15 protein-coding genes and 2 rRNA genes are annotated in these 20,313 nt (G+C 71.0%); 10 read left to right on the plus strand and 7 right to left on the minus strand.

Translation table 11 applies throughout. The annotated features are described in order from the left end of the window. Positions 1-73: ribosomal RNA gene (locus ACFY9S_RS00005) — 23S ribosomal RNA — on the plus strand; the annotation flags it as partial. 95 nt (positions 74-168) lie between these two features. Next, positions 169-285, plus strand: a 5S ribosomal RNA gene (rrf, locus tag ACFY9S_RS00010). Between the two features lie 74 nt (positions 286-359). Here the strand turns inward: rrf and ACFY9S_RS00015 are convergent. Genes ACFY9S_RS00015 through ACFY9S_RS00035 form a run of 5 tightly spaced genes read right to left on the minus strand, consistent with a single transcriptional unit; the run spans position 360 to position 5,976 of the window. After that, positions 360-1,670, minus strand: a complete 1,311-nt coding sequence (locus tag ACFY9S_RS00015; protein WP_391120587.1) for a DUF58 domain-containing protein — start codon at positions 1,668-1,670, stop codon at positions 360-362. Then, a complete protein-coding gene (locus ACFY9S_RS00020) occupies positions 1,670-2,659 on the minus strand; it encodes an AAA family ATPase (protein WP_391120590.1) in 990 nt (329 codons plus the stop codon). The genes ACFY9S_RS00015 and ACFY9S_RS00020 overlap by 1 nt, the downstream gene beginning before the upstream one ends. Further along, the gene (locus ACFY9S_RS00025; RefSeq protein WP_391120593.1) at positions 2,659-3,855 is read right to left on the minus strand and encodes a DUF4350 domain-containing protein; all 1,197 of its coding nucleotides are present in this window, start codon (positions 3,853-3,855) and stop codon (positions 2,659-2,661) included. The genes ACFY9S_RS00020 and ACFY9S_RS00025 overlap by 1 nt, the downstream gene beginning before the upstream one ends. Continuing rightward, entirely contained in the window at positions 3,852-4,619 is a 768-nt protein-coding gene (locus tag ACFY9S_RS00030; RefSeq protein ID WP_391120596.1) for a DUF4129 domain-containing protein, read from the minus strand. Before ACFY9S_RS00030 ends, ACFY9S_RS00025 begins: the two co-directional genes overlap by 4 nt. Positions 4,620-4,623: 4 nt before the next feature. After that, positions 4,624-5,976, minus strand: coding sequence for a glycerophosphoryl diester phosphodiesterase membrane domain-containing protein (locus tag ACFY9S_RS00035; RefSeq protein WP_391120599.1), 1,353 nt, complete (start codon positions 5,974-5,976; stop codon positions 4,624-4,626). Positions 5,977-6,116: 140 nt separating this feature from the next. On the opposite strand from ACFY9S_RS00035, the gene mtnA reads away from it, so the two are divergent. The 7 genes from mtnA (at position 6,117) to ACFY9S_RS00070 (ending at position 15,267) form a co-directional block, all read left to right on the plus strand. Then, positions 6,117-7,265, plus strand: a complete 1,149-nt coding sequence (gene mtnA, locus ACFY9S_RS00040) for an S-methyl-5-thioribose-1-phosphate isomerase (RefSeq protein ID WP_391120602.1) — start codon at positions 6,117-6,119, stop codon at positions 7,263-7,265. Positions 7,266-7,435: 170 nt separating this feature from the next. Continuing rightward, the gene (mtrA, locus tag ACFY9S_RS00045; RefSeq protein ID WP_009188938.1) at positions 7,436-8,125 is read left to right on the plus strand and encodes a two-component system response regulator MtrA; all 690 of its coding nucleotides are present in this window, start codon (positions 7,436-7,438) and stop codon (positions 8,123-8,125) included. Between the two features lies 1 nt (position 8,126). Beyond that, positions 8,127-10,316 carry an MtrAB system histidine kinase MtrB gene (gene mtrB, locus ACFY9S_RS00050; protein WP_391120605.1) on the plus strand — a complete coding sequence of 730 codons (2,190 nt, stop codon included), beginning with the start codon at positions 8,127-8,129 and terminating at the stop codon, positions 10,314-10,316. Then, a complete protein-coding gene (locus tag ACFY9S_RS00055) occupies positions 10,306-12,135 on the plus strand; it encodes an LpqB family beta-propeller domain-containing protein (protein ID WP_391120608.1) in 1,830 nt (609 codons plus the stop codon). The genes mtrB and ACFY9S_RS00055 overlap by 11 nt, the downstream gene beginning before the upstream one ends. A 251-nt stretch (positions 12,136-12,386) precedes the next feature. After that, positions 12,387-13,310: a ComF family protein gene (locus ACFY9S_RS00060; protein WP_391120611.1), complete on the plus strand. Its 924-nt coding sequence runs from the start codon at positions 12,387-12,389 to the stop codon at positions 13,308-13,310. A 312-nt stretch (positions 13,311-13,622) separates the two neighbouring features. Continuing rightward, entirely contained in the window at positions 13,623-14,318 is a 696-nt protein-coding gene (gene hpf, locus ACFY9S_RS00065) for a ribosome hibernation-promoting factor, HPF/YfiA family (RefSeq protein WP_062927201.1), read from the plus strand. 202 nt (positions 14,319-14,520) lie between these two features. Next, positions 14,521-15,267 (plus strand): response regulator transcription factor, encoded by a 747-nt coding sequence (locus tag ACFY9S_RS00070; protein ID WP_107455305.1) that lies wholly within the window; start codon positions 14,521-14,523, stop codon positions 15,265-15,267. 9 nt (positions 15,268-15,276) lie between these two features. On the opposite strand, the gene ACFY9S_RS00075 is transcribed toward ACFY9S_RS00070, so the two are convergent. Both ACFY9S_RS00075 and ACFY9S_RS00080 read right to left on the minus strand, forming a co-directional pair. Further along, positions 15,277-16,449, minus strand: a complete 1,173-nt coding sequence (locus tag ACFY9S_RS00075) for a DNA glycosylase AlkZ-like family protein (protein ID WP_391120615.1) — start codon at positions 16,447-16,449, stop codon at positions 15,277-15,279. Positions 16,450-16,517: 68 nt separating this feature from the next. Continuing rightward, positions 16,518-17,084, minus strand: coding sequence for a GNAT family N-acetyltransferase (locus tag ACFY9S_RS00080; protein WP_391120618.1), 567 nt, complete (start codon positions 17,082-17,084; stop codon positions 16,518-16,520). Between the two features lie 333 nt (positions 17,085-17,417). Between ACFY9S_RS00080 and secA the strand changes: the two genes are divergently transcribed. Next, on the plus strand, positions 17,418-20,264 hold the full coding sequence (gene secA, locus ACFY9S_RS00085) for a preprotein translocase subunit SecA (protein WP_391120621.1): 2,847 nt from the start codon (positions 17,418-17,420) through the stop codon (positions 20,262-20,264). Positions 20,265-20,313 lie beyond the last annotated feature (49 nt).

Here is a 20,313-nt window from a genome sequence, read left to right on the forward strand (position 1 = left end):
GTTGATAGGCCGGATATGGAAGCACGGTAACGTGTGGAGTTGACCGGTACTAATAGGCCGAGGGCTTGTCCTCAGTTGCTCGCGTCCACTGTGTTGGTTCTGAAACCACGAACGGCCCCATGTCATGGTCACGGCATGGTGCGGCATGGTTCGACAGTTTCATAGTGTTTCGGTGGTTATAGCGTAGGGGAAACGCCCGGTTACATTCCGAACCCGGAAGCTAAGCCTTACAGCGCCGATGGTACTGCAGGGGGGACCCTGTGGGAGAGTAGGACGCCGCCGAACAATTCTTGAGAAAACCCTGCATCTTCGGATGCGGGGTTTTCTGCGTTTAGGGCCCCTTTCGGGGGCCCGCTGTTTTACAGGCGTCCGGCCGCCTTCAATGCCAGGTATGCGTCTGCCAGTGCCGGCGCCAGGTCGTCCGGGGTGGCGTCGACGACCGTGACACCGTGGCGGCGGAGCTGTTCTGCTGTGCGGTGCCGCTCCGACTGGGCCTGTGCGGCCGCGGCGGCCTCGTAGACGGCGTCAGGATTGCCGCGTGCTCTGGCCATTTCCGTGATGTGCGGGTCTGCCACCGACGCCAGCAGGACAGTGTGGCGCTGGGTGAGCTGAGTGAGCACCGGGAGCAAGCCCTCTTCGACGGGGGCCGCGTCCAGCGTGGTGAGCAGGACGACCAGGGAGCGACGGGGGGACGTACGGAGAGCGGTCGCCGTGAGGCCTCGGGCGTCCGTTTCGACGAGCTCCGGCTCGAGAATGGCCATGGCGTTGACCAGGGCGGGAAGGACATCGCCTGCCGTGCGGCCCTGGACGAGGGCGCGGACCTTGCGGTCGTACGCGAGGAGGTCCACGCGATCGCCGGCGCGGGAGGCGAGGGCCGCCAGGAGGAGGGCCGCGTCCATGGAGGCATCAAGGCGCGGTGCGTCGCCCACGCGGCCGGCCGACGTGCGGCCGGTGTCCAGCACCAAGAGGATGTGGCGATCGCGCTCGGGGCGCCAGGTGCGTACGGCGACGGTGGTCTGGCGGGCTGTGGCGCGCCAGTCGATGGAGCGGGTGTCGTCGCCGGGGACGTACTCGCGAAGACTGTCGAACTCCGTGCCCTCGCCGCGGGTGAGGACGCTGGTGCGGCCGTCCAGTTCGCGGAGGCGGGCCAGTTTCGAGGGCAGGTGCTTGCGGCTGGTGAAGGGGGGCAGGACCCGGACCGTCCAGGGGACCTGGTGGCTGCCCTGGCGGGAGAAGAGGCCGAGAGGGCCGAACGAGCGGATGGTGACGCGGTCGGCCTGGCGGTCGCCTCGGCGGGTGGGGCGGAGTCGGGTGGTCACGCGGCGGCGCTCGCCCGGGGGGACCGTGAGGCGGTGGCGGGAGGCCGTTGTTTCCGTGCCGGGATGCCAGGTGCTGGGGGGCCACGCGTCGCGGAGCCGGGCGCGCAGAGTGCGGCGGGACGGATTGGTGATGGTCAGGGTCACGTCTGCCGTGTCGCCGAGGCGTACGGAGGCGTCGCCTGAGCGGGTCAGGCCCAGGTGGCGTACGGGGGCGGCCAGCGCGAAGTCGCAGGCGCAGGCCACGGCCAGGGGAGCGTTGACCGCCAGGATGCCCGTCCAGCTGGGCTCCCAGATGCCGACAGGGAGGGAGCCCAAGGCCGCGAGGAGGGCGGCGCGCCCGGTGAGTGCCATCAGCGGGGGGCGGGGACGTGGGCGAGGATCGCGTTGATCACGGAGTCGGCCGTCACGCCTTCCATTTCGGCCTCCGGTCGCAGTTGCACGCGGTGGCGGAGGGTGGGGAGGGCGAGGGCCTTCACGTCGTCGGGGATGACGTAGTCGCGGCCGGTCAGCCAGGCCCAGGCGCGGGCGGTGGCCAGGAGGGCGGTGGCGCCTCGGGGGGAGACACCCAGGGTGAGGGAGGGCGACTCGCGGGTGGCGCGGCAGATGTCGACGACGTAGGCGGTGATCTCCGGGGAGATGGTCGTCTTGGCGACCGCTGCGCGGGCTGCCTCCAGGTCGGCGGGGCCCGCTACGGGGCGTACGCCGGCGGCGTGGAGGTCGCGTGGATCGAAGCCCTCGGCGTGGCGGGTGAGGACGTCGATCTCGTCCTGGCGGGAGGGGAGGGGGATGGTGAGCTTGAGGAGGAAACGGTCCAGCTGGGCTTCCGGGAGGGGGTAGGTGCCTTCGTACTCGACCGGGTTCTGGGTCGCTGCGACCAGGAACGGGTCGGGGAGGGGGCGGGGGGTGCCGTCGACGGTGACCTGGCGTTCCTCCATGGCTTCGAGGAGGGACGACTGGGTCTTGGGGGGCGTGCGGTTGATCTCGTCGGCGAGGAGGAGGTTGGTGAAGACGGGGCCGGGCTGGAAGGAGAACGCGGCGCTGCGGGTGTCGTAGACCAGGGAGCCGGTCACGTCGCTCGGCATGAGGTCGGGGGTGAACTGGACGCGCTTGGTGTCGAGTTCGAGGGCGGAGGCGAGGGCGCGGACCAGGAGGGTCTTGGCGACGCCGGGGACGCCTTCGAGGAGGACGTGGCCGCGGCAGAGCAGGGCGACGACGAGGCCGGTGACGGCGGCGTCCTGGCCGACCACGGCCTTGGCGATCTCGGCGCGCAGGGCCTCAAGGGCGTCTCGGGCGGTGCCCGGGTCCCCGGTCTGCCCGGCGTTGTCAGTGGTCGGGTCCATCATGGACGGCGTACCTCTCTTTCGAGGGCGTCGAGTCGGTCGGTGAGTGCGATGAGTGCTGCGTCGTCGCTGGGCGGTGGTCCGAAGAGGAGGGTGTGCTGGTCCTGGCCGTCGCCGTGGAGGTGGGCGGACAGAGCGGGGAGCAGGGCCTCGGGCGAGTGCGCCTGGGCGACGGGGACGCCTACGAGGGGGGCGAGGCGGGTGCGGGTGGTGGAGCGAAGAGCGTCGGCCGCGCGGTCGCGGGCGTCGGTCTTGCGGTAGAGGCGGGCGCGGCCTTCGGCGGTTTCGGATGCGCGGATCGCGACGGGGAGTTTTTCGGGCACGAGGGGGCCGAGCCGGCGTGCCCGCCAGAGGGCGGCCAGGGCCGCGGCGATGAAGAGTTGCAGGGTGCCCCAGAGCCAGCCCGAAGGGAGCAGGTCGAAAAGGCTGCGTTCGTCGTCGGGGCTGGTGGCCGACGCGTCGGAGAGTGAGGGGAGGTACCAGACCAGATGGGGGCGGGAGCCGAGGAGTTGGAGGGCGAGCGAGGCGTTGCCCTGCTCGTCGAGGTGGTCGTTGAGGAGGATGTCGGGCGCGCCCAGGGCGATGGTGTCGCCGTCCCCTGTGCCGTCCGGGATGCGCAGCAGCGTGGCCAGGCGTTCGCTGGGGTAGCACGCGTCGGCGCCGAGGTGGGTGGTGGTGTAGCGGACACCGCCCGTATCGGCGGTGCCGGCGCGCTGGGCGGCGGGCAGGGAGCAGTCGGGGGAAAGCGTCGAGTCGAGGCTGGTGGCGGGGTCGGCGGTGACGCCGGGGGCGAGCCGTTCGATGGAGGCGCTGCCGGAGGCGACCAGGACGGTGCGGCCGCGGGAGTCGGCGAACGCGTTGTGCAGCCGGGTCTGCTGACTGGAGGTCAGCAGGTCGGGGGCCGCGACCAAGAGGGTTGTGTCCGGGCCGGCCGCGGTGGCTGCCTCGTCCAGGGTGGTGACCACGCGGGTGTCCACGCCCCGGTCGGCGAGGAGTTCGGCAACGGCGCGGCTGCCGCCCGGGTCGGCGGAACGCGGGTCGAGTTCGCCGTGGCGGGCGTCGGAGCGGATGACGGCGATCGCCACGGCTCCCGCGAGGAGTACCACGAGGGCGAGTGCGATACCGCGGGCGCGGGTCCACACCTGGCGGGCGGTGGGCGAGGCCGAGGTGGGTGTGAGGGCGGCCTCGGTGGTCATTCGGCGGCTCCCTGGCGAGTGTTGGGGGCCTTGGCGGCGCTGCTCGTCGCGAGCTGGGGCTTGGTGCGTTCCAGGTCGCGGTCCAGTTCCGCGATGCGGTGGTACGACTGTTCGGTCGCCGAGCGGCCGCCGTATGTGACGTCGTCGAAGTCGCGGGCGGCGGTGCGCAGCCGGTCGGTGTGGGCGGGCAGGGCCCGGCCGGCTTCGGCTGCGGCCTCGTCGGCGGTGCGGCCGGGGCGGACGTCGAGGAGCGCGCGTTCTTCCAGGGCGCGGACGACGGCGCGCATGCGTTCCTGGACGGCCTGGTTCCAGTGGCCTTGGACGGCGTGTGCCTCGGCAGCGGCGCGGTGGTCGGCGGCGCTGCGGGGGCGGTCGTCGAACAGGGCTGGGGACGAGGTGGGTTGGCGGCGCGGGGTGCCCAGGCGCCACCACAGGGCGGCCAGGACGGCGATGACGGCCAGGATGATGACGATCAGGCCGAGTGTGCCGCCGGGGGTGGCTGTCGAGGCGGCGTTGAGGAGTTTGCCGAGCCAGTCCCAGAAGGCGTCGAGAGCGCGCTGGAACAGGCTGGGGTCGTCCTCGTGGTACATCCGCTTGGACAGCTCGCGCCGGGCCGCCTCGCGCGCGGGGTCGCGCGGGGTGGTGAGGGGCGGCTCGTCGGCGGAGCGGGCCGACGACAGCAGGGAGGCGTCGCCGGCGCTCAGCAGCGTCCGTATGCCGGCGCGTGGCAGCGCCGTCGTGAGAAGTTCCCCCGCCCTGCTCACCGCATCAGCTCCCCGGGGTGGCGCCGGGGGCGGTGGAGCCGTAGCCCTGGACGCCGGCGGCGCGGGCCAGTTCGAGGTCGAGGGCCTCGCGGCGGATGCGCTGGTCGATGTACAGGAGCACGGTGACGCCGGCCGTGATCGGGAGCGTGATCATGGAACCGATCACCGAGCCGATGCCGCTGATGATGAGGAACGTCCAGCCGAGGCTGCCGACACCGGTGCTGAGCCAGCCGGTGAGGCCGTCGCCGCTGAGGGCCGCGGCCAGGAAGGTGAAGGGGATGACGATGATCGAGGCGACGACGTTCGCGATGAGCGTGGCGAGCAGCTGGATGCCGAAGATCCGCCACCAGGTGCCCTGGACGAGCCTCGCGGAGCGGCTCATGGCCTTCTTGATGCCCTGCTTCTCCAGCATGAGGGCGGGAGAGGCGAGGGAGAAGCGGATCGCCAGCCACAGGGCGACGATGCCGGCGCCGATGATGCCGAGGACGGTGAGTGCGACGCCTGCGCCGTTGTTGCCGACGACGGTCACGAGGAGGCCGGGAAGGGCTCCCACGGTTACGACACCGACGGTGATGAGCAGCAACACGCAGATGAGGCCGAACAATTTGAGGATCTGGGGGCGGGCGTCCCGCCAGGCCTCGCCGATGGTCACGGGCTTGCCGAGTACGGCGCGGCTGGTCACGGTGGTCAGCAGGGCGGTCGCGATGACGGTGCCGACCAGGGAGATCACGAAGACGACGCTGGAGTTGAGCATGGCGTCGCCCATGGCGCGGCTCAGCTCGCTGAGGGTGGCGCTGGGGTCGTTGAGGGCGTCGGTGCTGGAGTCGTCCAGGACGAGGCCCTGGAACAGGACGACGATGACCTCGGTGAGGACGGCGACCGTCAGAGAGATGCCCAGGACCGTGCGCCAGTAGGTGCGCATGGTGGAGACCGCGCCGTCGAGGATCTCGCCCACGCCGAGCGGGCGGAGCGGGATGATGCCGGGCTTGGCGGCGGGCGGGGGGCCGCCCCAGCCGCTTCCCCAGCCGCCGTGAGCTCCGGGCGCGCCGTATCCGCTGTGGCCCGCGGGGCCGTATCCGCCGGGGGGCTGGTTGCCCCAGCCCGGGCCGGGGGGTGGCGGCGGGGGAGCCTGGCCGGGCGCGGCCGGTCCGCTGGGTGCGGACCACTGGGCCGGTGGCGGCTGTTCCTTGGACCACTGCGGGCCGGGGCCCTGCGGGGCCTGGCCGGGCTGGGCCGGCTGGTCCGCGGGCTGAGCGGGGCCGGGGCGGTCGGTGGGCTCGGCAGGGCCGGACTGGTCAGGCTTCTGCCCGTCGGACGGGGCGGATCCGGGCGAGGCCCAGCCCGGAGTGTCGTTCATCGTCGCTCCTTCACGGTGCCCGTCCGCGGTCGCGGCGGCAGGTTGGCAGCCATCGTGCCATGGGGTGGTCTTCGAGTGACCGGCCGCGGTATGGGCTGCGTACCTTCAATTGTCCGCTCGATAGGGGGCAGACTGACGGCATGGCTGATCAGTACGCGCACAGCGGCGATGACAAGCGGCCGACCGAGATCCCGGCGATCCGCTGGGAAGAGCCACCGGAAGGCCCGGTTCTGGTTCTGCTGGACCAGACGAGGCTGCCGGTCGAGGAGGTCGAACTGGTCTGTACGGACGCGCCCGCACTCGTGGAGGCGATCCGCTCGCTGGCGGTGCGTGGGGCGCCGCTGCTCGGCATCGCGGGGGCGTACGGCGTCGCGCTCGCCGCCACGCGGGGCTTCGACGTGGAGGAGGCCGCGGTCGCGCTGGCGGGTGCCCGGCCGACGGCGGTGAACCTGGCCGTGGGCGTGCGCCGGGCCCGGTCGGCCCACGAGGCGGCGCTCGCCGACGGCTGCGACGTCAGGCAGGCGGCCGCGGCGGCGCTGGCGGCTGCGCGGCAGCTGCACCGGGAGGACGCCGAGGCCAGTGGGCGGATGGCCGAGCACGGGCTGGCGCTGCTGGAAGAGCTGCTGCCCGGTGGCGGGCACCGGATTCTCACCCACTGCAACACCGGTTCGCTGGTGTCGGGCGGGGAGGGGACGGCGTTCGCGGTGGCGCTCGCGGCGCATCGGACGGGGCGGCTGCGGCGGCTGTGGGTGGACGAGACGCGGCCGCTGCTGCAGGGCGCTCGCCTGACGGCGTACGAGGCGGCCCGCAGCGGGATGGCGTACACGCTGCTCACCGACAACGCGGCGGGGTCGTTGTTCGCCGCTGGGGAGGTGGACGCGGTGCTGATCGGGGCGGACCGCATCACGGCAGACGGTTCGGTGGCGAACAAGGTCGGGAGCTATCCGCTGGCGGTGCTGGCGCGGTACCACCATGTGCCGTTCATCGTGGTGGCGCCGGTGACGACGGTGGATCTGGACACGGCGGACGGGGCGTCCGTCGAGGTGGAGCAGCGTCCCGGGCATGAGGTGACGGAGGTGACGGCGCCGCAGGTGCCGGTGGTCGGTGCGGAGGCGGGCGGTGGCATTGCGGTGGCGCCGCTGGGGACGCAGGCCTACAACCCGGCGTTCGACGTGACACCGGCCGAGCTGGTGACGGCGATCGTCACGGAGGAGGGCGTTGTTTCGCCTGTGACGGCGGAGGCACTCGCCGAGGTGTGTGCGCGGTCACGCCGGGCGGCGGCGGGCTGAGCCGGGCGCTGCGCGGAATTGAGGCGGGACGGGTTCCGGCACCCCCGCCTCTGGGCCCTGCCGGAGATCATCTGGGGGCTGGCGAGGGCAGACAGTAGCGCTTGCTGCGACTATGGTCACTGGCCGGTGACCTACCTCACCACTGCCTTCGCCACTGTTATGAGAATGGGATGATGTCGTTTATGAAGGGACGAGTCCTTGTCGTCGACGACGACACCGCACTTGCCGAGATGCTCGGCATCGTGCTGCGTGGTGAGGGTTTCGAGCCGTCGTTCGTGGCCGACGGTGACAAGGCGCTGGCCGCGTTCCGTGAGGCCAAGCCCGATCTGGTGCTGCTCGACCTGATGCTGCCCGGCCGGGACGGCATCGAGGTGTGCCGCCTGATCAGGGCGGAGTCGGGTGTGCCGATCGTGATGCTGACGGCGAAGAGCGACACGGTCGACGTCGTCGTGGGCCTGGAGTCGGGTGCCGACGACTACATCGTGAAGCCGTTCAAGCCGAAGGAGCTGGTGGCTCGGATCCGGGCGCGGCTCAGGAGGTCGGAGGAGCCCGCTCCGGAGCAGCTCGCCATCGGTGACCTGGTCATCGATGTGGCAGGGCACTCCGTGAAGCGGGACGGGCAGTCGATCGCGCTGACGCCGCTGGAGTTCGACCTGCTGGTCGCGCTCGCGCGCAAGCCGTGGCAGGTGTTCACGCGCGAGGTGCTGCTGGAGCAGGTCTGGGGCTACCGGCACGCGGCGGACACGCGGCTGGTCAACGTCCATGTGCAGCGGCTGCGCTCCAAGGTCGAGAAGGACCCGGAGAAGCCGGAGATCGTGGTGACCGTCCGTGGTGTCGGGTACAAGGCAGGGCCGAGCTGACATGTCCGGCGACAGTGCCGCTTCGGCGCCCGGCCGGTCCGGGGCCCGCCCGGAGCGGCCTGTCGGGCGGAAGAGGTCCGGCTCCCGCTGGGGACGGTTCCTGGAGAGCGGGCTGCTGCTCCAGGGCGGAGTCAAGGGCAGCCCGGTCATCCGCTTGTTCATGCGGTGGGTGCGCCGGCCCTTGCTGCCCGTCATGCGGTTGTGGCGGCGCAACATCCAGCTCAAGGTCGTCGTCACGACGCTGCTGATGTCGCTGGGCGTGGTCCTGTTGCTGGGCTTCGTCGTCATCGGGCAGGTGCGCAACGGCCTGCTGGACGCCAAGGTGAAGGCGTCCCAGAGCCAGGCCACGGGCGGGTTCGCGGTGGCCAAGCAGCGGGCCGACGAGGCGGCGAGCGGCACCGGTGACGATGTCGCCACGGCGGACGGGCGTCCCGCGCAGAACGTGTCCGAGTGGATGAGCGACCTCGTGTCCTCGCTGTCCAGCGGCGGTCAGGGCGCCTTCGACGTGGTGACGCTCCCGGCCTCCGACGAGGACGGCGCGGGCGGCCGTGGGCAGCGTGCCTCCGGCGAGGTGGATTGGAACAGGAGCGTGCCCGCCGACCTGCGCGAGCGGATCGGCAGCAGCACGACGGCCGCGCAGAGCTACACCCGCATCACCTACAACAACGCGACCAAGGAATCCCAGCCGGGCCTGGTCGTCGGCAAGCAGGTCAACGACCCCAACGGGGATCCGTACCAGCTCTACTACCTCTTCCCGCTCACCCAGGAGGAGAAGTCGCTGAGCCTGGTCAAGGGCACCCTGGCGACGGCGGGTCTGTTCGTCGTCGTGCTGCTCGGGGCCATCGCCTGGCTCGTGGTGCGGCAGGTCGTCACGCCGGTGCGGATGGCGGCGGGGATCGCCGAGCGGCTGTCGGCCGGGCGGCTCCAGGAGCGTATGAAGGTCACCGGCGAGGACGACATCGCGCGGCTCGGCGAGGCCTTCAACAAGATGGCCCAGAACCTTCAGCTGAAGATCAGCCAGCTGGAGGACCTGTCGCGGATGCAGCGCCGGTTCGTGTCGGACGTGTCGCACGAGCTGCGGACGCCGCTGACGACCGTACGGATGGCCGCGGACGTCATCCACGAGGCGCGTGTGGACTTCGACCCGATCACCGCGCGGTCGGCGGAGCTGCTCGCCGACCAGCTGGACCGGTTCGAGTCGCTGCTCGCGGACCTGCTGGAGATCAGCCGGTTCGACGCGGGCGCCGCGGCCCTGGAGGCGGAGCCGATAGACCTCAGGGACGTAGTACGGCGGGTGGTCAGCGGGGCCGAGCCGCTCGCGGAGCGCAAGGGCACGCGGATCCGGATGCTCGGCGACCAGCAGCCCGTCGTGGCCGAGGCCGACGCCCGGCGCGTGGAGCGGGTGCTGCGCAACCTCGTGGTCAACGCCGTCGAGCACGGCGAGGGCAAGGACGTCGTCGTCAAGCTCGCCGCGGCGGGCGGCGCGGTCGCCGTGGCGGTGCGGGACTACGGCGTCGGGCTCAAGCCGGGCGAGGCGACCCGCGTGTTCAGCCGCTTCTGGCGGGCCGACCCGGCACGCGCGCGTACCACGGGTGGTACGGGCCTGGGGCTGTCCATCGCCCTGGAGGACGCGCGGCTGCACGGCGGCTGGCTTCAGGCTTGGGGCGAGCCCGGTGGCGGTTCGCAGTTCCGGCTGACGCTTCCCAGGACCGCCGACGAGCCGCTGCGGGGCTCTCCGATACCGCTGGAGCCCAAGGACTCCCGGCGGAACCGGGGGCTCGACGACGCAGGTCTGCCGAGCGGCGGCGGGGACGGCGAGAAGCGGGCGACCGTGCCGGCGCAGCCGGTGAGCGGGCCGGTGTCGCAGGGGGCTAAGCGGGACCCGATACCGCCGCGTGTCGCCCCCACGGCGGATCCGACGGCGCTGCCCGGCAATGGTTCGCGCGTGGTGCCCAGGCCTGCTTCGGGCACGCGGCGCCGGAACGAAGCGGCGGGGGCGGAGCAGCCGGCCCCCGTGGGCGTGAGCGGCCCGGAGGGGACAGGACGCGACGAGGAGGCCGGCGGCCGGGCCGGACGGGATCCGGTCGTGAACGGGCCGCGGGACGAGGACGACGGCTCCGTGGGCCCGGGCGGCCGGGAGGCCGAGCCGGGGGACGTGGACAGGCAAGGGGAGGCATCTCGTGGGCGCTGACCGCGAGGGGCGCGGCCGGCTCAGGACCGCGCGCGTGATGGCGTACGCCGCCTGCGGCGTCCTGGTGCTGGCGGGGTGCGCCTCGATGCCGGACAGCGGGGATCTGCAGGGTGTGGAGTCCACACCCCGCCAGGAGACCCAGGTGCGGGTGTTCGCCGTGCCGCCGGGGGAGGACGCGCCGCCCTCGGAGATCGTGCAGGGCTTCCTGGAGGCGCTCACCAGCGATGATCCGCACTACAAGACCGCACGCCAGTACCTGACCGGCGATGCCGCCAAGACCTGGCGGCCCGAGGCGTCCGCCACGGTCCTGACGGACGGGCCGGGCGCCAAGCCCGAGCCGCGCGCCGGCGGGGAGGACACCGGCGAGATCTCTTACATGCTGACCGGCACCAAGGTCGCCACCGTCGACGCCCAGCAGGCGTACGCGCCGGCCACCGGGGCGTACGGCAGGAGCGTGCACCTGACGCAGGACGACAAGCGGCAGTGGCGGATCGACGCGCTGCCGCAGGGCGTCGTCATGGGCGAGTCGGACTTCCAGCGCAACTACATGTCCGTCAGCAAGTACTACTTCGCCTCGAACACCGAGGCGGCCGGGTCGGGAGCACAGCCCACGGCGGTCGCAGACCCCGTCTACGTGCGCCGCCGCGTGGAGCCCATGACGCAGATGGTCAGCTCCCTGCTCCACGGACCCACGCGGTGGCTCGGACCCGTGGTCAGGTCGAGCTTCCCCACCGGCACGGCACTGGCGAAGGACTCCGGCGCGCTGACGCCCGACGACCGCAACAGGCTGACGGTTCCGCTCAACGACAAGGCCGCGGGCATCGGCACCAACCGGTGCGAGGAGATGGCCGCCCAGATACTGTTCACGCTGCGCAACCTCAGCCCCGCCGTGGACGAGGTCGAGCTGCGGGCCGATGGCGCGGAGCTGTGTTCGCTCACCCAGGGGGCGGCCGACGCGGCGGCCTCCCGGAGCGGGGCGCGGCACCCCGACTACCTGTACTTCGTCGACGACAAGCACCGGCTCGTGCGGATCCCCGCGGGCGACAGCGGCACCGAGCCGGACCCGGCGCCGGGGGCGCTCGGCGAGGGTGACACGGCGCTGCGGTCGGTGGCGGTGTCGCGTGACGAGCACACCGCCGCCGGCGTCGGCCTCGACGGCCGGTCGCTGTACGTGGGATCGCTGGTGTCGGGCGGTTCGCTGGGCGAGCCGGTGCTGCGCAGCCGGGGCGGGTCCGAGAAGGACCGGCTGACGACCCCCAGCTGGGACGCGGACGACGGCCTGTGGGTGGCCGACCGCGACCCCGACCGTCCCCGGCTGCTCCTCTTCGAGGAGGGCAAGGGCGACCCGGTGGAGGTGCGCATGCCTCGCCTGGACGGGCGGATCCAGTCCGTACGGGTCGCCGCCGACGGGGTGCGGATCGCGCTCGTCGTGGAGAAGGGCGGCAAGAAGACCCTGCTCATCGGGTTGATCGAGCGGGACGAGAAGCCGGGTGAGAAGCCGGCCGTCAGGGTGGTGGAACTGCGCTCCGCGACGCCGGAGTTGGAGGAGGTCACCACCATGTCGTGGGCCGGGGGCAGCCGGCTCGTGGTGGTCGGGCGCGAGCACGGGGGCGTCGAGCAGATGCGGTACGTCCAGGTCGACGGCTCGACGCCGGATGTGCCGGCGCCCGCGGCCCTGACCGGCGTCAAGGAGGTCACCGCCGCCGAGGACGACCGGCTGCCGCTGGTGGCGTACTCGGTGGACGGCATCGTCCGCCTGCCGTCGGGCGAGCAGTGGCAGAAGGTGACGGAGGGGACGGCGCCGGTCTATCCGGGGTGAGCCGTGAGCGCCCCGGTGCAGTGCGACCGGGGTGCGCTGGGTGTGGGGCGGCCGCTCTGCCGAGGCCGGACTGGGCAGGAGCGGCCGCCGGTGTCCAGGGTGGGTGGGGATGTGCTCGTCGCCTTTTCGCTCGCGGATTCCGTGGACGTCGCTCGTGTGGGGGACGAGCAGGTGGCGGGGCCATCGGTTGTCCACAGGCCGGTTGTCCACAGGGGTGGTCGGACCGGGCCGGCAGGGGCACAGTGGTGGCCATGCGGGGGTGGTGGCAGGACCTGACCGACCTGGTGCTGCCGGGCGAGTGCGGCGGCTGCGGGGTGCCTCGTACGGTGCTGTGCGCGCGGTGCCGTGCGGTGCTGAGCGGAGGTGCGGTGCGGCGGGTGCGGCCGGTGCCGGAGCCGCCCGGGCTGCCCGTGGTGCACGCGGCGGCCCGGTACGCGGACGAGGTCCGGGCGACGCTGCTGGCCCACAAGGAACGGGGCGCCCTGGCGCTCGCCGGACCGCTCGGAGTGGCGCTGGCGGAAGCCGTACGGGCGGGGCTCCGGGAGACCCGGGCTCCGGTGCGGACCGGAGTGACCCGGCCCCGGGGCGGCAGGGCTCCCGTGCTGCTGGTGCCGGTGCCGTCCGGGCGGCGGGCCGTGCGGGCCCGGGGGCACGATCCGGCGCGGCGGATCGCCCTCGCGGCAGCGGGCGAGTTGCGGCGCAGGGGGCTTCCGGCCCGGGTGGCCGGCGTGCTGCGGCAGCGCCGGGCCGTGGCCGACCAGTCGGGGCTCGACTCCCGGCAGCGGCTGGACAATCTCGCGGGCGCGTTGGCGGTGGCTCCCGGCGGCGCGGGGCTGCTCTCCGACGGGCCGGTCGTCCTCGTCGACGACGTGATGACCACCGGGGCCTCCCTGGCGGAGGCAGCGCGTGCCGTGCGGGCGGCCGCGGGCGGGCGGCGGACCGCTTTCGGGGTGACGGGGCCGATTCCGAACGCCTCATGGACTTCGGCCGTGTATGCGGGAGAGACGTGGGAAAGCAGAGAGGAACAGAACGTCGGATCAAGGCGAGAGAGGACGGGCCGGTGGCCCGCCCGGCAGGTGAACGCGGGTGCTGGCGACGTCGGCGGAGTCTTCGAGGTGGTGTGCGCGGCAGTGGTCGCGGCAACCCCAGACTCTTTCGAAATAAACCGGAACTGACTGAGATCTTGTGTCGTTGCAGGTAACGAGAGGGCCTATTCACCTGAACGGAGGTACGCCGCAGTAGAGGGTGACGACATCCGTCCGGGCGAGATATGTTCGGTTGAGAGGGAAAGCCGCAGGCCACACCTCTCGAATCCGATTGCCGAGCCGTGGGTTTTTTCTTCTTCACTCGCGCCGGCGGAGTGGAGATCTCGCTCGCGGGGGAGGAGGTGGAAGTCACCGAGTCCGAGGTTCCGGGACTGACCGGAGCCTGGTGCAAAAGGGAGACGCTCCGCACCGAAGCGGAGCGATCCGGGAACGGAGTTCTGCGTGGACATCGTCGTCAAGGGCCGCAAGACCGAGGTGCCCGAGCGGTTCCGGAAGCACGTGGCCGAGAAGCTGAAGCTGGAGAAGATCCAGAAGCTCGATGGCAAGGTGATCAGCCTCGACGTCGAGGTGTCCAAGGAGCCCAACCCCCGGCAGGCCGACCGCTGTGACCGAGTGGAGATCACACTCCGCTCCCGCGGCCCGGTGATCCGGGCGGAGGCAGCGGCGAGCGATCCGTACGCGGCGCTCGACCTGGCGGCGGAAAAGCTGGAAGCCCGGCTGCGCAGGCAGCACGACAAGCGGTACTCGCGACGTGGTGCGCGCCGGATCCCGGCCGCCGAGGTCGCCGACCACGTCCCGGGCGTGGCGACGCTCAACGGAAACGGCCTGGTGCCGGCTCCCGAGGAGGAGCCCGAGGCCGTACCCACGAAGAAGATCGGCTCGCTGGAAGTGCAGGGTGACGGCCCCATCGTCGTCCGCGAGAAGACCCACGTGGCAGCCCCCATGACCCTCGACCAGGCTCTCTACGAGATGGAGCTGGTCGGGCACGACTTCTACCTGTTCGTCGACTCCGAGACCAAGGAACCGAGTGTCGTCTACCGACGGCACGCCTACGACTACGGTGTGATCCACCTCAGCACTGACACGATGGTCACCCAGGCGCACGCCCCCGACGCGGGCGGTGCGCTCGGCGGCTGACCGTGCCGGACGACAGCGGAACAGGTGCCCCTGGAGCGTGCGTGCGCCCCCAGGGGCACCCCCGTGCGACCACTTCGCGCCCCGCTCCGGCACCCCGGTGCCGTCCGGGCATGAAATCATGGTGACCACGGCCCAACCGGTGGGTCGCTGCTCTGGGTTGGCGATGGCTCAGGATCAGGCCAAGCCTTCAGGGGGAGGAACGATGGCGGACAGCTTCGGACCGATGCGTGACGAGGATGCCGACGACGGCGTCGTCGGCATGGGCCCGGACTCGGGGACTCCACGCAAGGAACCGATCAGAGTCCTTGTGGTGGACGACCACGCCTTGTTCCGCCGGGGCCTGGAGATCGTGCTCGCGGCCGAGGAGGACATCCAGGTCATCGGGGAGGCGGGCGACGGCGCCGAGGCCGTCGAGAAGGCCGCCGACCTGCTGCCCGACATCGTCCTGATGGACGTGCGGATGCCCAAGAGGGGCGGTATCGAGGCGTGTACCTCCATCAAGGAGGTGGCACCCAGTGCGAAGATCATCATGCTGACGATCAGCGACGAGGAAGCCGACCTCTACGACGCCATCAAGGCGGGAGCGACCGGCTATCTCCTCAAGGAGATCTCCACGGACGAGGTGGCCACCGCCATTCGCGCGGTGGCCGACGGGCAGTCGCAGATCAGCCCGTCCATGGCGTCGAAACTCCTCACCGAGTTCAAGTCGATGATCCAGCGCACGGACGAACGCCGGCTGGTGCCGGCGCCGCGCCTGACCGACCGCGAGCTGGAAGTCCTCAAGCTCGTCGCGACGGGAATGAACAACCGTGACATCGCCAAGGAGTTGTTCATCTCCGAGAACACCGTGAAGAACCACGTCCGCAACATCCTGGAGAAGCTGCAACTGCACTCCAGGATGGAAGCGGTGGTGTACGCGATGCGGGAGAAGATCCTCGAGATCCGCTAGGACGCGGTCTCAGCCGAGAAGGCGGGCGAGTTCCTGCGCCAGGGGCTCGCGCAGCTCCGGTGCGTCGACGCGCTCCACGCGGGCGTCGGTGCAGTCCACCCAGGTCGCCGCCTCGGCAAGGGCCTGGGCGACGGCCGGGACGGCCTTCGGGCCGTCCAGGGTGACCTGCTTGGCCACCAGGGTGCGGCCCTCGCGGGCCGGGTCCACGCGGCCGACCAGACGGCCGCCGGCCAGGACCGGCATCGCGAAGTAGCCGTGGACGCGCTTCTGTTTGGGGACGTAGGCCTCCAGGCGGTGCGTGAATCCGAAGATGCGCTCCGTGCGCGCCCGCTCCCAGATCAGGGAGTCGAAGGGCGACAGGAGCGTGGTGCGGTGGCGGCCGCGCGGGGGCGTCTGCAGAGCGGCGGGATCCGCCCAGGCCGGCTTGGCCCAGCCCTCGACCGAGACCGGGACCAGGCCCGACTCGGCGATCACCGCGTCGACCTGCTCGCCCTTGAGACGGTGGTAGTCGGCGATGTCCGCGCGGGTACCCACCCCGAGGGACCGGCCCGCCAGGCCGACCAGGCGGCGCAGGCACTCGGTGTCGTCCAGCTCGTCGTGCAGCAGATCACCGGGCACGGCGCGCTCGGCGAGGTCGTAGAGGCGCTTCCAGCCGCGGCGCTCCACGCAGACCACCTCGCCGTACATCAGGGCGCGTTCCACCGCGACCTTGGAGCCGGACCAGTCCCACCAGTCGTTGGTCTTCTTCGCGCCGCCCAACTCCGTCGCCGTGAGGGGGCCTTCGGAGCGCAGCTGCTTGATGACCTGGTCGTACACGCCGACGGGCAGGTCGTGGTTCCAGTGCGGGCGGTTGCGGTAGGAGCGGCGGCGGAAGGCGAAGTGGGGCCACTCCTCGATGGGGAGGATGCAGGCGGCGTGGGACCAGTACTCGAAGGAGTGCGTGTCCTGCCAGTAGGCGTCCTCGACTGCTCTGCGGCCGACCGCGCCCAGCCGGGCGTACGGGACGAGTTCATGGGAGCGGGCCAGGACCGAGATGGTGTCGAGCTGTATCGCGCCCAGGTGGCGGAGGACGCCACGGACACCGGAGCGGCGGTCGGGGGCGCCGAGGAAGCCTTGGGCGCGGAGAGCGATTCTGCGGGCCTCGTCCGCGGAGAGGTCTGCGAGGGGGCGAGGGGTGGTCATGGTCGCAGGGTAGGGGGTGGGACTGACAACGGGGGTGGCCTGCGGGTTCGTCGGAACGGCCGAGGAGGTCAGCGTGCCGGCAGGTACGGCGCCGTCGACGGGAGACCCAGGTCCGAGGGGAGCAGCGAGCCCACCCAGGTGTCCCGTCGTACTCCCTTGTTGTTCGTCGCGGAGCGCAGCGTGCCCTCGATCGTGAAGCCCGCTCGTTCCGCCACCGCGCGGGAGGCCCGGTTGCCCACCTCGGCGCGCCATTCGACACGGTCGAGTGCGGCGCGGGTGAAGGACCAGCGGCAGGCGGTGAGCGCGGCTTCGGTGACGTAGCCGTTGGCCCGGTGCTGCTCGGCGGCCCAGAAGCCGATCTCGCCCATCCCCAGGGCGCGCATCGTGATGCCGAGCATGCCCGTCAGTTGACCGGAGTGCAGGAAGACGCCGAAGGTGAACATGGAGCCGTCCCTCCAGCCGTCCGGGACCAGGTGTTCCGTGAAGCTCTGGGCGTGCTCGCGCAGGTAGGGCGAGGGGATCGTGGTCCAGCGCTGGATCTCGGGGTCCTGGCAGGCCTCGTACACCGCGTCGGTGTCCTGGGGCCCCACCGCGCGCAGCAGGAGACGGTCCGTGGTGAGGGTGACGGGTTCCATCGGGCGATTCTGCTCGGGGGGAGGCCGTGATGTCTCGTGTTTTCCCTGAGTGAAGGGTTGATCACGGAGTGTGCGATTCGGTGGAGGGGTGCGGCACTATCCGAAGGGGCCGCACGTTGTCCCCTGTGAAGCTGCGTGAATCTCCAAGCAGGCGTCAATCGCGAAGCAGACGTGAATCGCGAAGCAGACGTGAATCAGAATCGAAGCAGCGGACGGTCGCCGTCACGGCAGGCCCTCCCGGCGCGGCGGGGTCCTCGCATACGATGGCCGTTGCTCAGTAAGTCAAGTGGTAACCGACCGTCCTAGGCCCGACCGGCAAGGAGACCAACCCCCGTGTCCGTCCTCTCGAAGATCATGCGTGCAGGCGAAGGCAAGATCCTGCGCAAGCTGCACCGCATCGCGGACCAGGTCAACTCCATCGAAGAGGACTTCGTCGACCTCTCCGACGCCGAGCTGCGCGCCCTCACCGATGAGTACAAGCAGCGCTACGCCGACGGCGAGACCCTGGACGACCTGCTGCCCGAGGCGTTCGCCACCGTCCGCGAGGCCGCCAAGCGGGTCCTCGGCCAGCGTCACTACGACGTGCAGATGATGGGTGGCGCGGCCCTGCACATGGGCTACGTGGCCGAGATGAAGACCGGTGAGGGCAAGACCCTCGTCGGCACCCTGCCGGCATATCTGAACGCCCTGTCCGGCAAGGGCGTCCACATCATCACGGTCAACGACTACCTGGCCGAGCGCGACTCCGAGATGATGGGCCGCGTCCACCGGTTCCTGGGGCTGGAGGTCGGCTGCATCCTCGCCAACATGACGCCGGCTCAGCGCCGTGAGCAGTACGCCTGCGACATCACGTACGGCACGAACAACGAGTTCGGCTTCGACTACCTGCGCGACAACATGGCGTGGTCCCAGGACGAGCTCGTGCAGCGCGGCCACAACTTCGCCATCGTCGACGAGGTCGACTCGATCCTCATCGACGAGGCCCGTACGCCGCTGATCATCTCCGGCCCGGCCGACCAGGCCACCAAGTGGTACGGGGACTTCGCCAAGCTGGTGAAGCGCCTCAAGCGCGGCGAGGCGGGCCAGCCGCTGAAGGGCATCGAGGAGACCGGCGACTACGACGTCGACGAGAAGAAGCGCACGGTCGCCATCCACGAGTCCGGTGTCGCCAAGGTCGAGGACTGGCTGGGCATCGACAACCTCTACGAGTCGGTGAACACCCCGCTGGTGGGCTACCTGAACAACGCCATCAAGGCCAAGGAGCTCTTCAAGAAGGACAAGGACTACGTCATCATCGACGACGAGGTCATGATCGTCGACGAGCACACCGGACGTATCCTCGCGGGCCGCCGATACAACGAGGGCATGCACCAGGCCATCGAGGCCAAGGAAGCGGTGCCGATCAAGGACGAGAACCAGACGCTCGCCACGATCACCCTGCAGAACTTCTTCCGCCTCTACAAGCGCCACGACCACAACGACAAGGAACAGCCCGGTCTGTGCGGCATGACCGGTACGGCCATGACCGAGGCCGCCGAGTTCCACCAGATCTACAAGCTCGGCGTGGTGCCGATCCCGACCAACCGGCCGATGGTCCGCAAGGACCAGTCGGACCTGATCTACCGGACCGAGGTCGCCAAGTTCGAGGCGGTCGTCGACGACATCGAGGAGAAGCACCGCAAGGGGCAGCCGATCCTCGTCGGCACGACCTCCGTCGAGAAGTCCGAGTACCTCTCGCAGCAGCTCAGCAAGCGCGGCATCCAGCACGAGGTGCTGAACGCCAAGCAGCACGACCGGGAGGCGACGATCGTCGCCCAGGCCGGCCGCAAGGGCGCCGTCACGGTGGCCACCAACATGGCCGGCCGTGGTACGGACATCAAGCTCGGCGGCAACCCCGAGGACCTCGCCGAGGCGGAGCTGCGCCAGCGCGGCCTCGACCCCGAGGAGCACATCGAGGAGTGGGCGCACTCCCTGCCCGAGGCGCTCAAGCGGGCCGAGAAGGCCGTCCAGAACGAGAAGGACGAGGTCGAGAAGCTCGGCGGGCTCTACGTGCTGGGCACCGAGCGGCACGAGTCGCGGCGCATCGACAACCAGCTGCGCGGTCGTTCCGGCCGTCAGGGCGACCCGGGCGAGTCCCGGTTCTACCTGTCCCTCGGCGATGATCTGATGCGCCTGTTCAAGGCCCAGATGGTCGAGCGTGTGATGTCGATGGCCAACGTCCCGGACGACGTGCCGATCGAGAACAAGATGGTCACGCGCGCGATCGCCTCCGCCCAGTCGCAGGTCGAGCAGCAGAACTTCGAGACGCGTAAGAACGTCCTGAAGTACGACGAGGTCCTCAACCGCCAGCGCGAGGTCATCTACGGCGAGCGGCGCCGCGTCCTGGAGGGTGAGGACCTGCACGAGCAGGTGCAGCACTTCATGGACGACACCATCGACGCCTACGTCGAGGCCGAGACCGCCGAGGGCTTCCCCGAGGACTGGGACCTCGACCGGCTGTGGGGCGCCTTCAAGCAGCTCTACCCGTGCAACATCACGGTCGAGGAGCTGGAGGAGGCGGCCGGCGACCGGGCCGGGCTGACCGCAGAGTTCATCGGTGACTCCATCAAGGACGACATCCGCGAGCAGTACCAGGGTCGTGAGGACCAGCTCGGCTCCGAGATCATGCGGGAGCTGGAGCGCCGGGTCGTGTTGTCGGTCCTGGACCGCAAGTGGCGCGAGCACCTCTACGAGATGGACTACCTCCAGGAGGGCATCGGCCTGCGCGCCATGGCGCAGAAGGACCCGCTGGTCGAGTACCAGCGCGAGGGCTTCGACATGTTCACCGCGATGATGGAGGGCATCAAGGAGGAGTCCGTCGGCTACCTGTTCAACCTGGAGGTCCAGGTCGAGCAGCAGGTCGAGGAGGTCCCGGTCGAGGACACCAAGCCGGTGGCCGACCTGGAGAAGCAGGACGCGGTGCCGGCGCAGGCGGGCTCCCGGCCGGAGATCCGCGCCAAGGGGCTCGACGCCCCGCAGCGGCGCAACCTCCACTTCTCCGCGCCGACGGTCGACGGCGAGGGCGGCACCATCGAGGGCGACTTCACCGAGGACGGCGAGCCGGTGCGCTCCGAGGCCGACGGCCTGACGCGCGCGGAGCGGCGCAAGCAGGCGCGGAGCCGTGGCCGCCGCAAGAAGTGACGGTCGCCGAGGCGCCGTAGCGGCTTGAGGGGCCGGACATCCGAGGGTG

It is taken from the genome of Streptomyces sp. NPDC012474, from assembly GCF_042955185.1.
In the GTDB taxonomy this organism is placed as follows: Bacteria; Actinomycetota; Actinomycetes; order Streptomycetales; family Streptomycetaceae; genus Streptomyces; species Streptomyces cahuitamycinicus.

Excerpts from the sequence above, each read along its gene's own strand:
- ACFY9S_RS00015 (WP_391120587.1), bottom strand. The coding sequence starts at position 1,670 with ATGGCACTCACCGGGCGCGCCGCCCTCCTCGCGGCCTTGGGCTCCCTC.
- ACFY9S_RS00020 (WP_391120590.1), bottom strand. The coding sequence starts at position 2,659 with ATGGACCCGACCACTGACAACGCCGGGCAGACCGGGGACCCGGGCACC.
- ACFY9S_RS00025 (WP_391120593.1), bottom strand. The coding sequence starts at position 3,855 with ATGACCACCGAGGCCGCCCTCACACCCACCTCGGCCTCGCCCACCGCC.
- ACFY9S_RS00035 (WP_391120599.1), bottom strand. The coding sequence starts at position 5,976 with ATGAACGACACTCCGGGCTGGGCCTCGCCCGGATCCGCCCCGTCCGAC.
- mtnA (WP_391120602.1), top strand. The coding sequence starts at position 6,117 with ATGGCTGATCAGTACGCGCACAGCGGCGATGACAAGCGGCCGACCGAG.
- mtrA (WP_009188938.1), top strand. The coding sequence starts at position 7,436 with ATGATGTCGTTTATGAAGGGACGAGTCCTTGTCGTCGACGACGACACC.
- mtrB (WP_391120605.1), top strand. The coding sequence starts at position 8,127 with ATGTCCGGCGACAGTGCCGCTTCGGCGCCCGGCCGGTCCGGGGCCCGC.
- ACFY9S_RS00060 (WP_391120611.1), top strand. The coding sequence starts at position 12,387 with ATGCGGGGGTGGTGGCAGGACCTGACCGACCTGGTGCTGCCGGGCGAG.
- ACFY9S_RS00070 (WP_107455305.1), top strand. The coding sequence starts at position 14,521 with ATGGCGGACAGCTTCGGACCGATGCGTGACGAGGATGCCGACGACGGC.
- ACFY9S_RS00075 (WP_391120615.1), bottom strand. The coding sequence starts at position 16,449 with ATGACCACCCCTCGCCCCCTCGCAGACCTCTCCGCGGACGAGGCCCGC.
- ACFY9S_RS00080 (WP_391120618.1), bottom strand. The coding sequence starts at position 17,084 with ATGGAACCCGTCACCCTCACCACGGACCGTCTCCTGCTGCGCGCGGTG.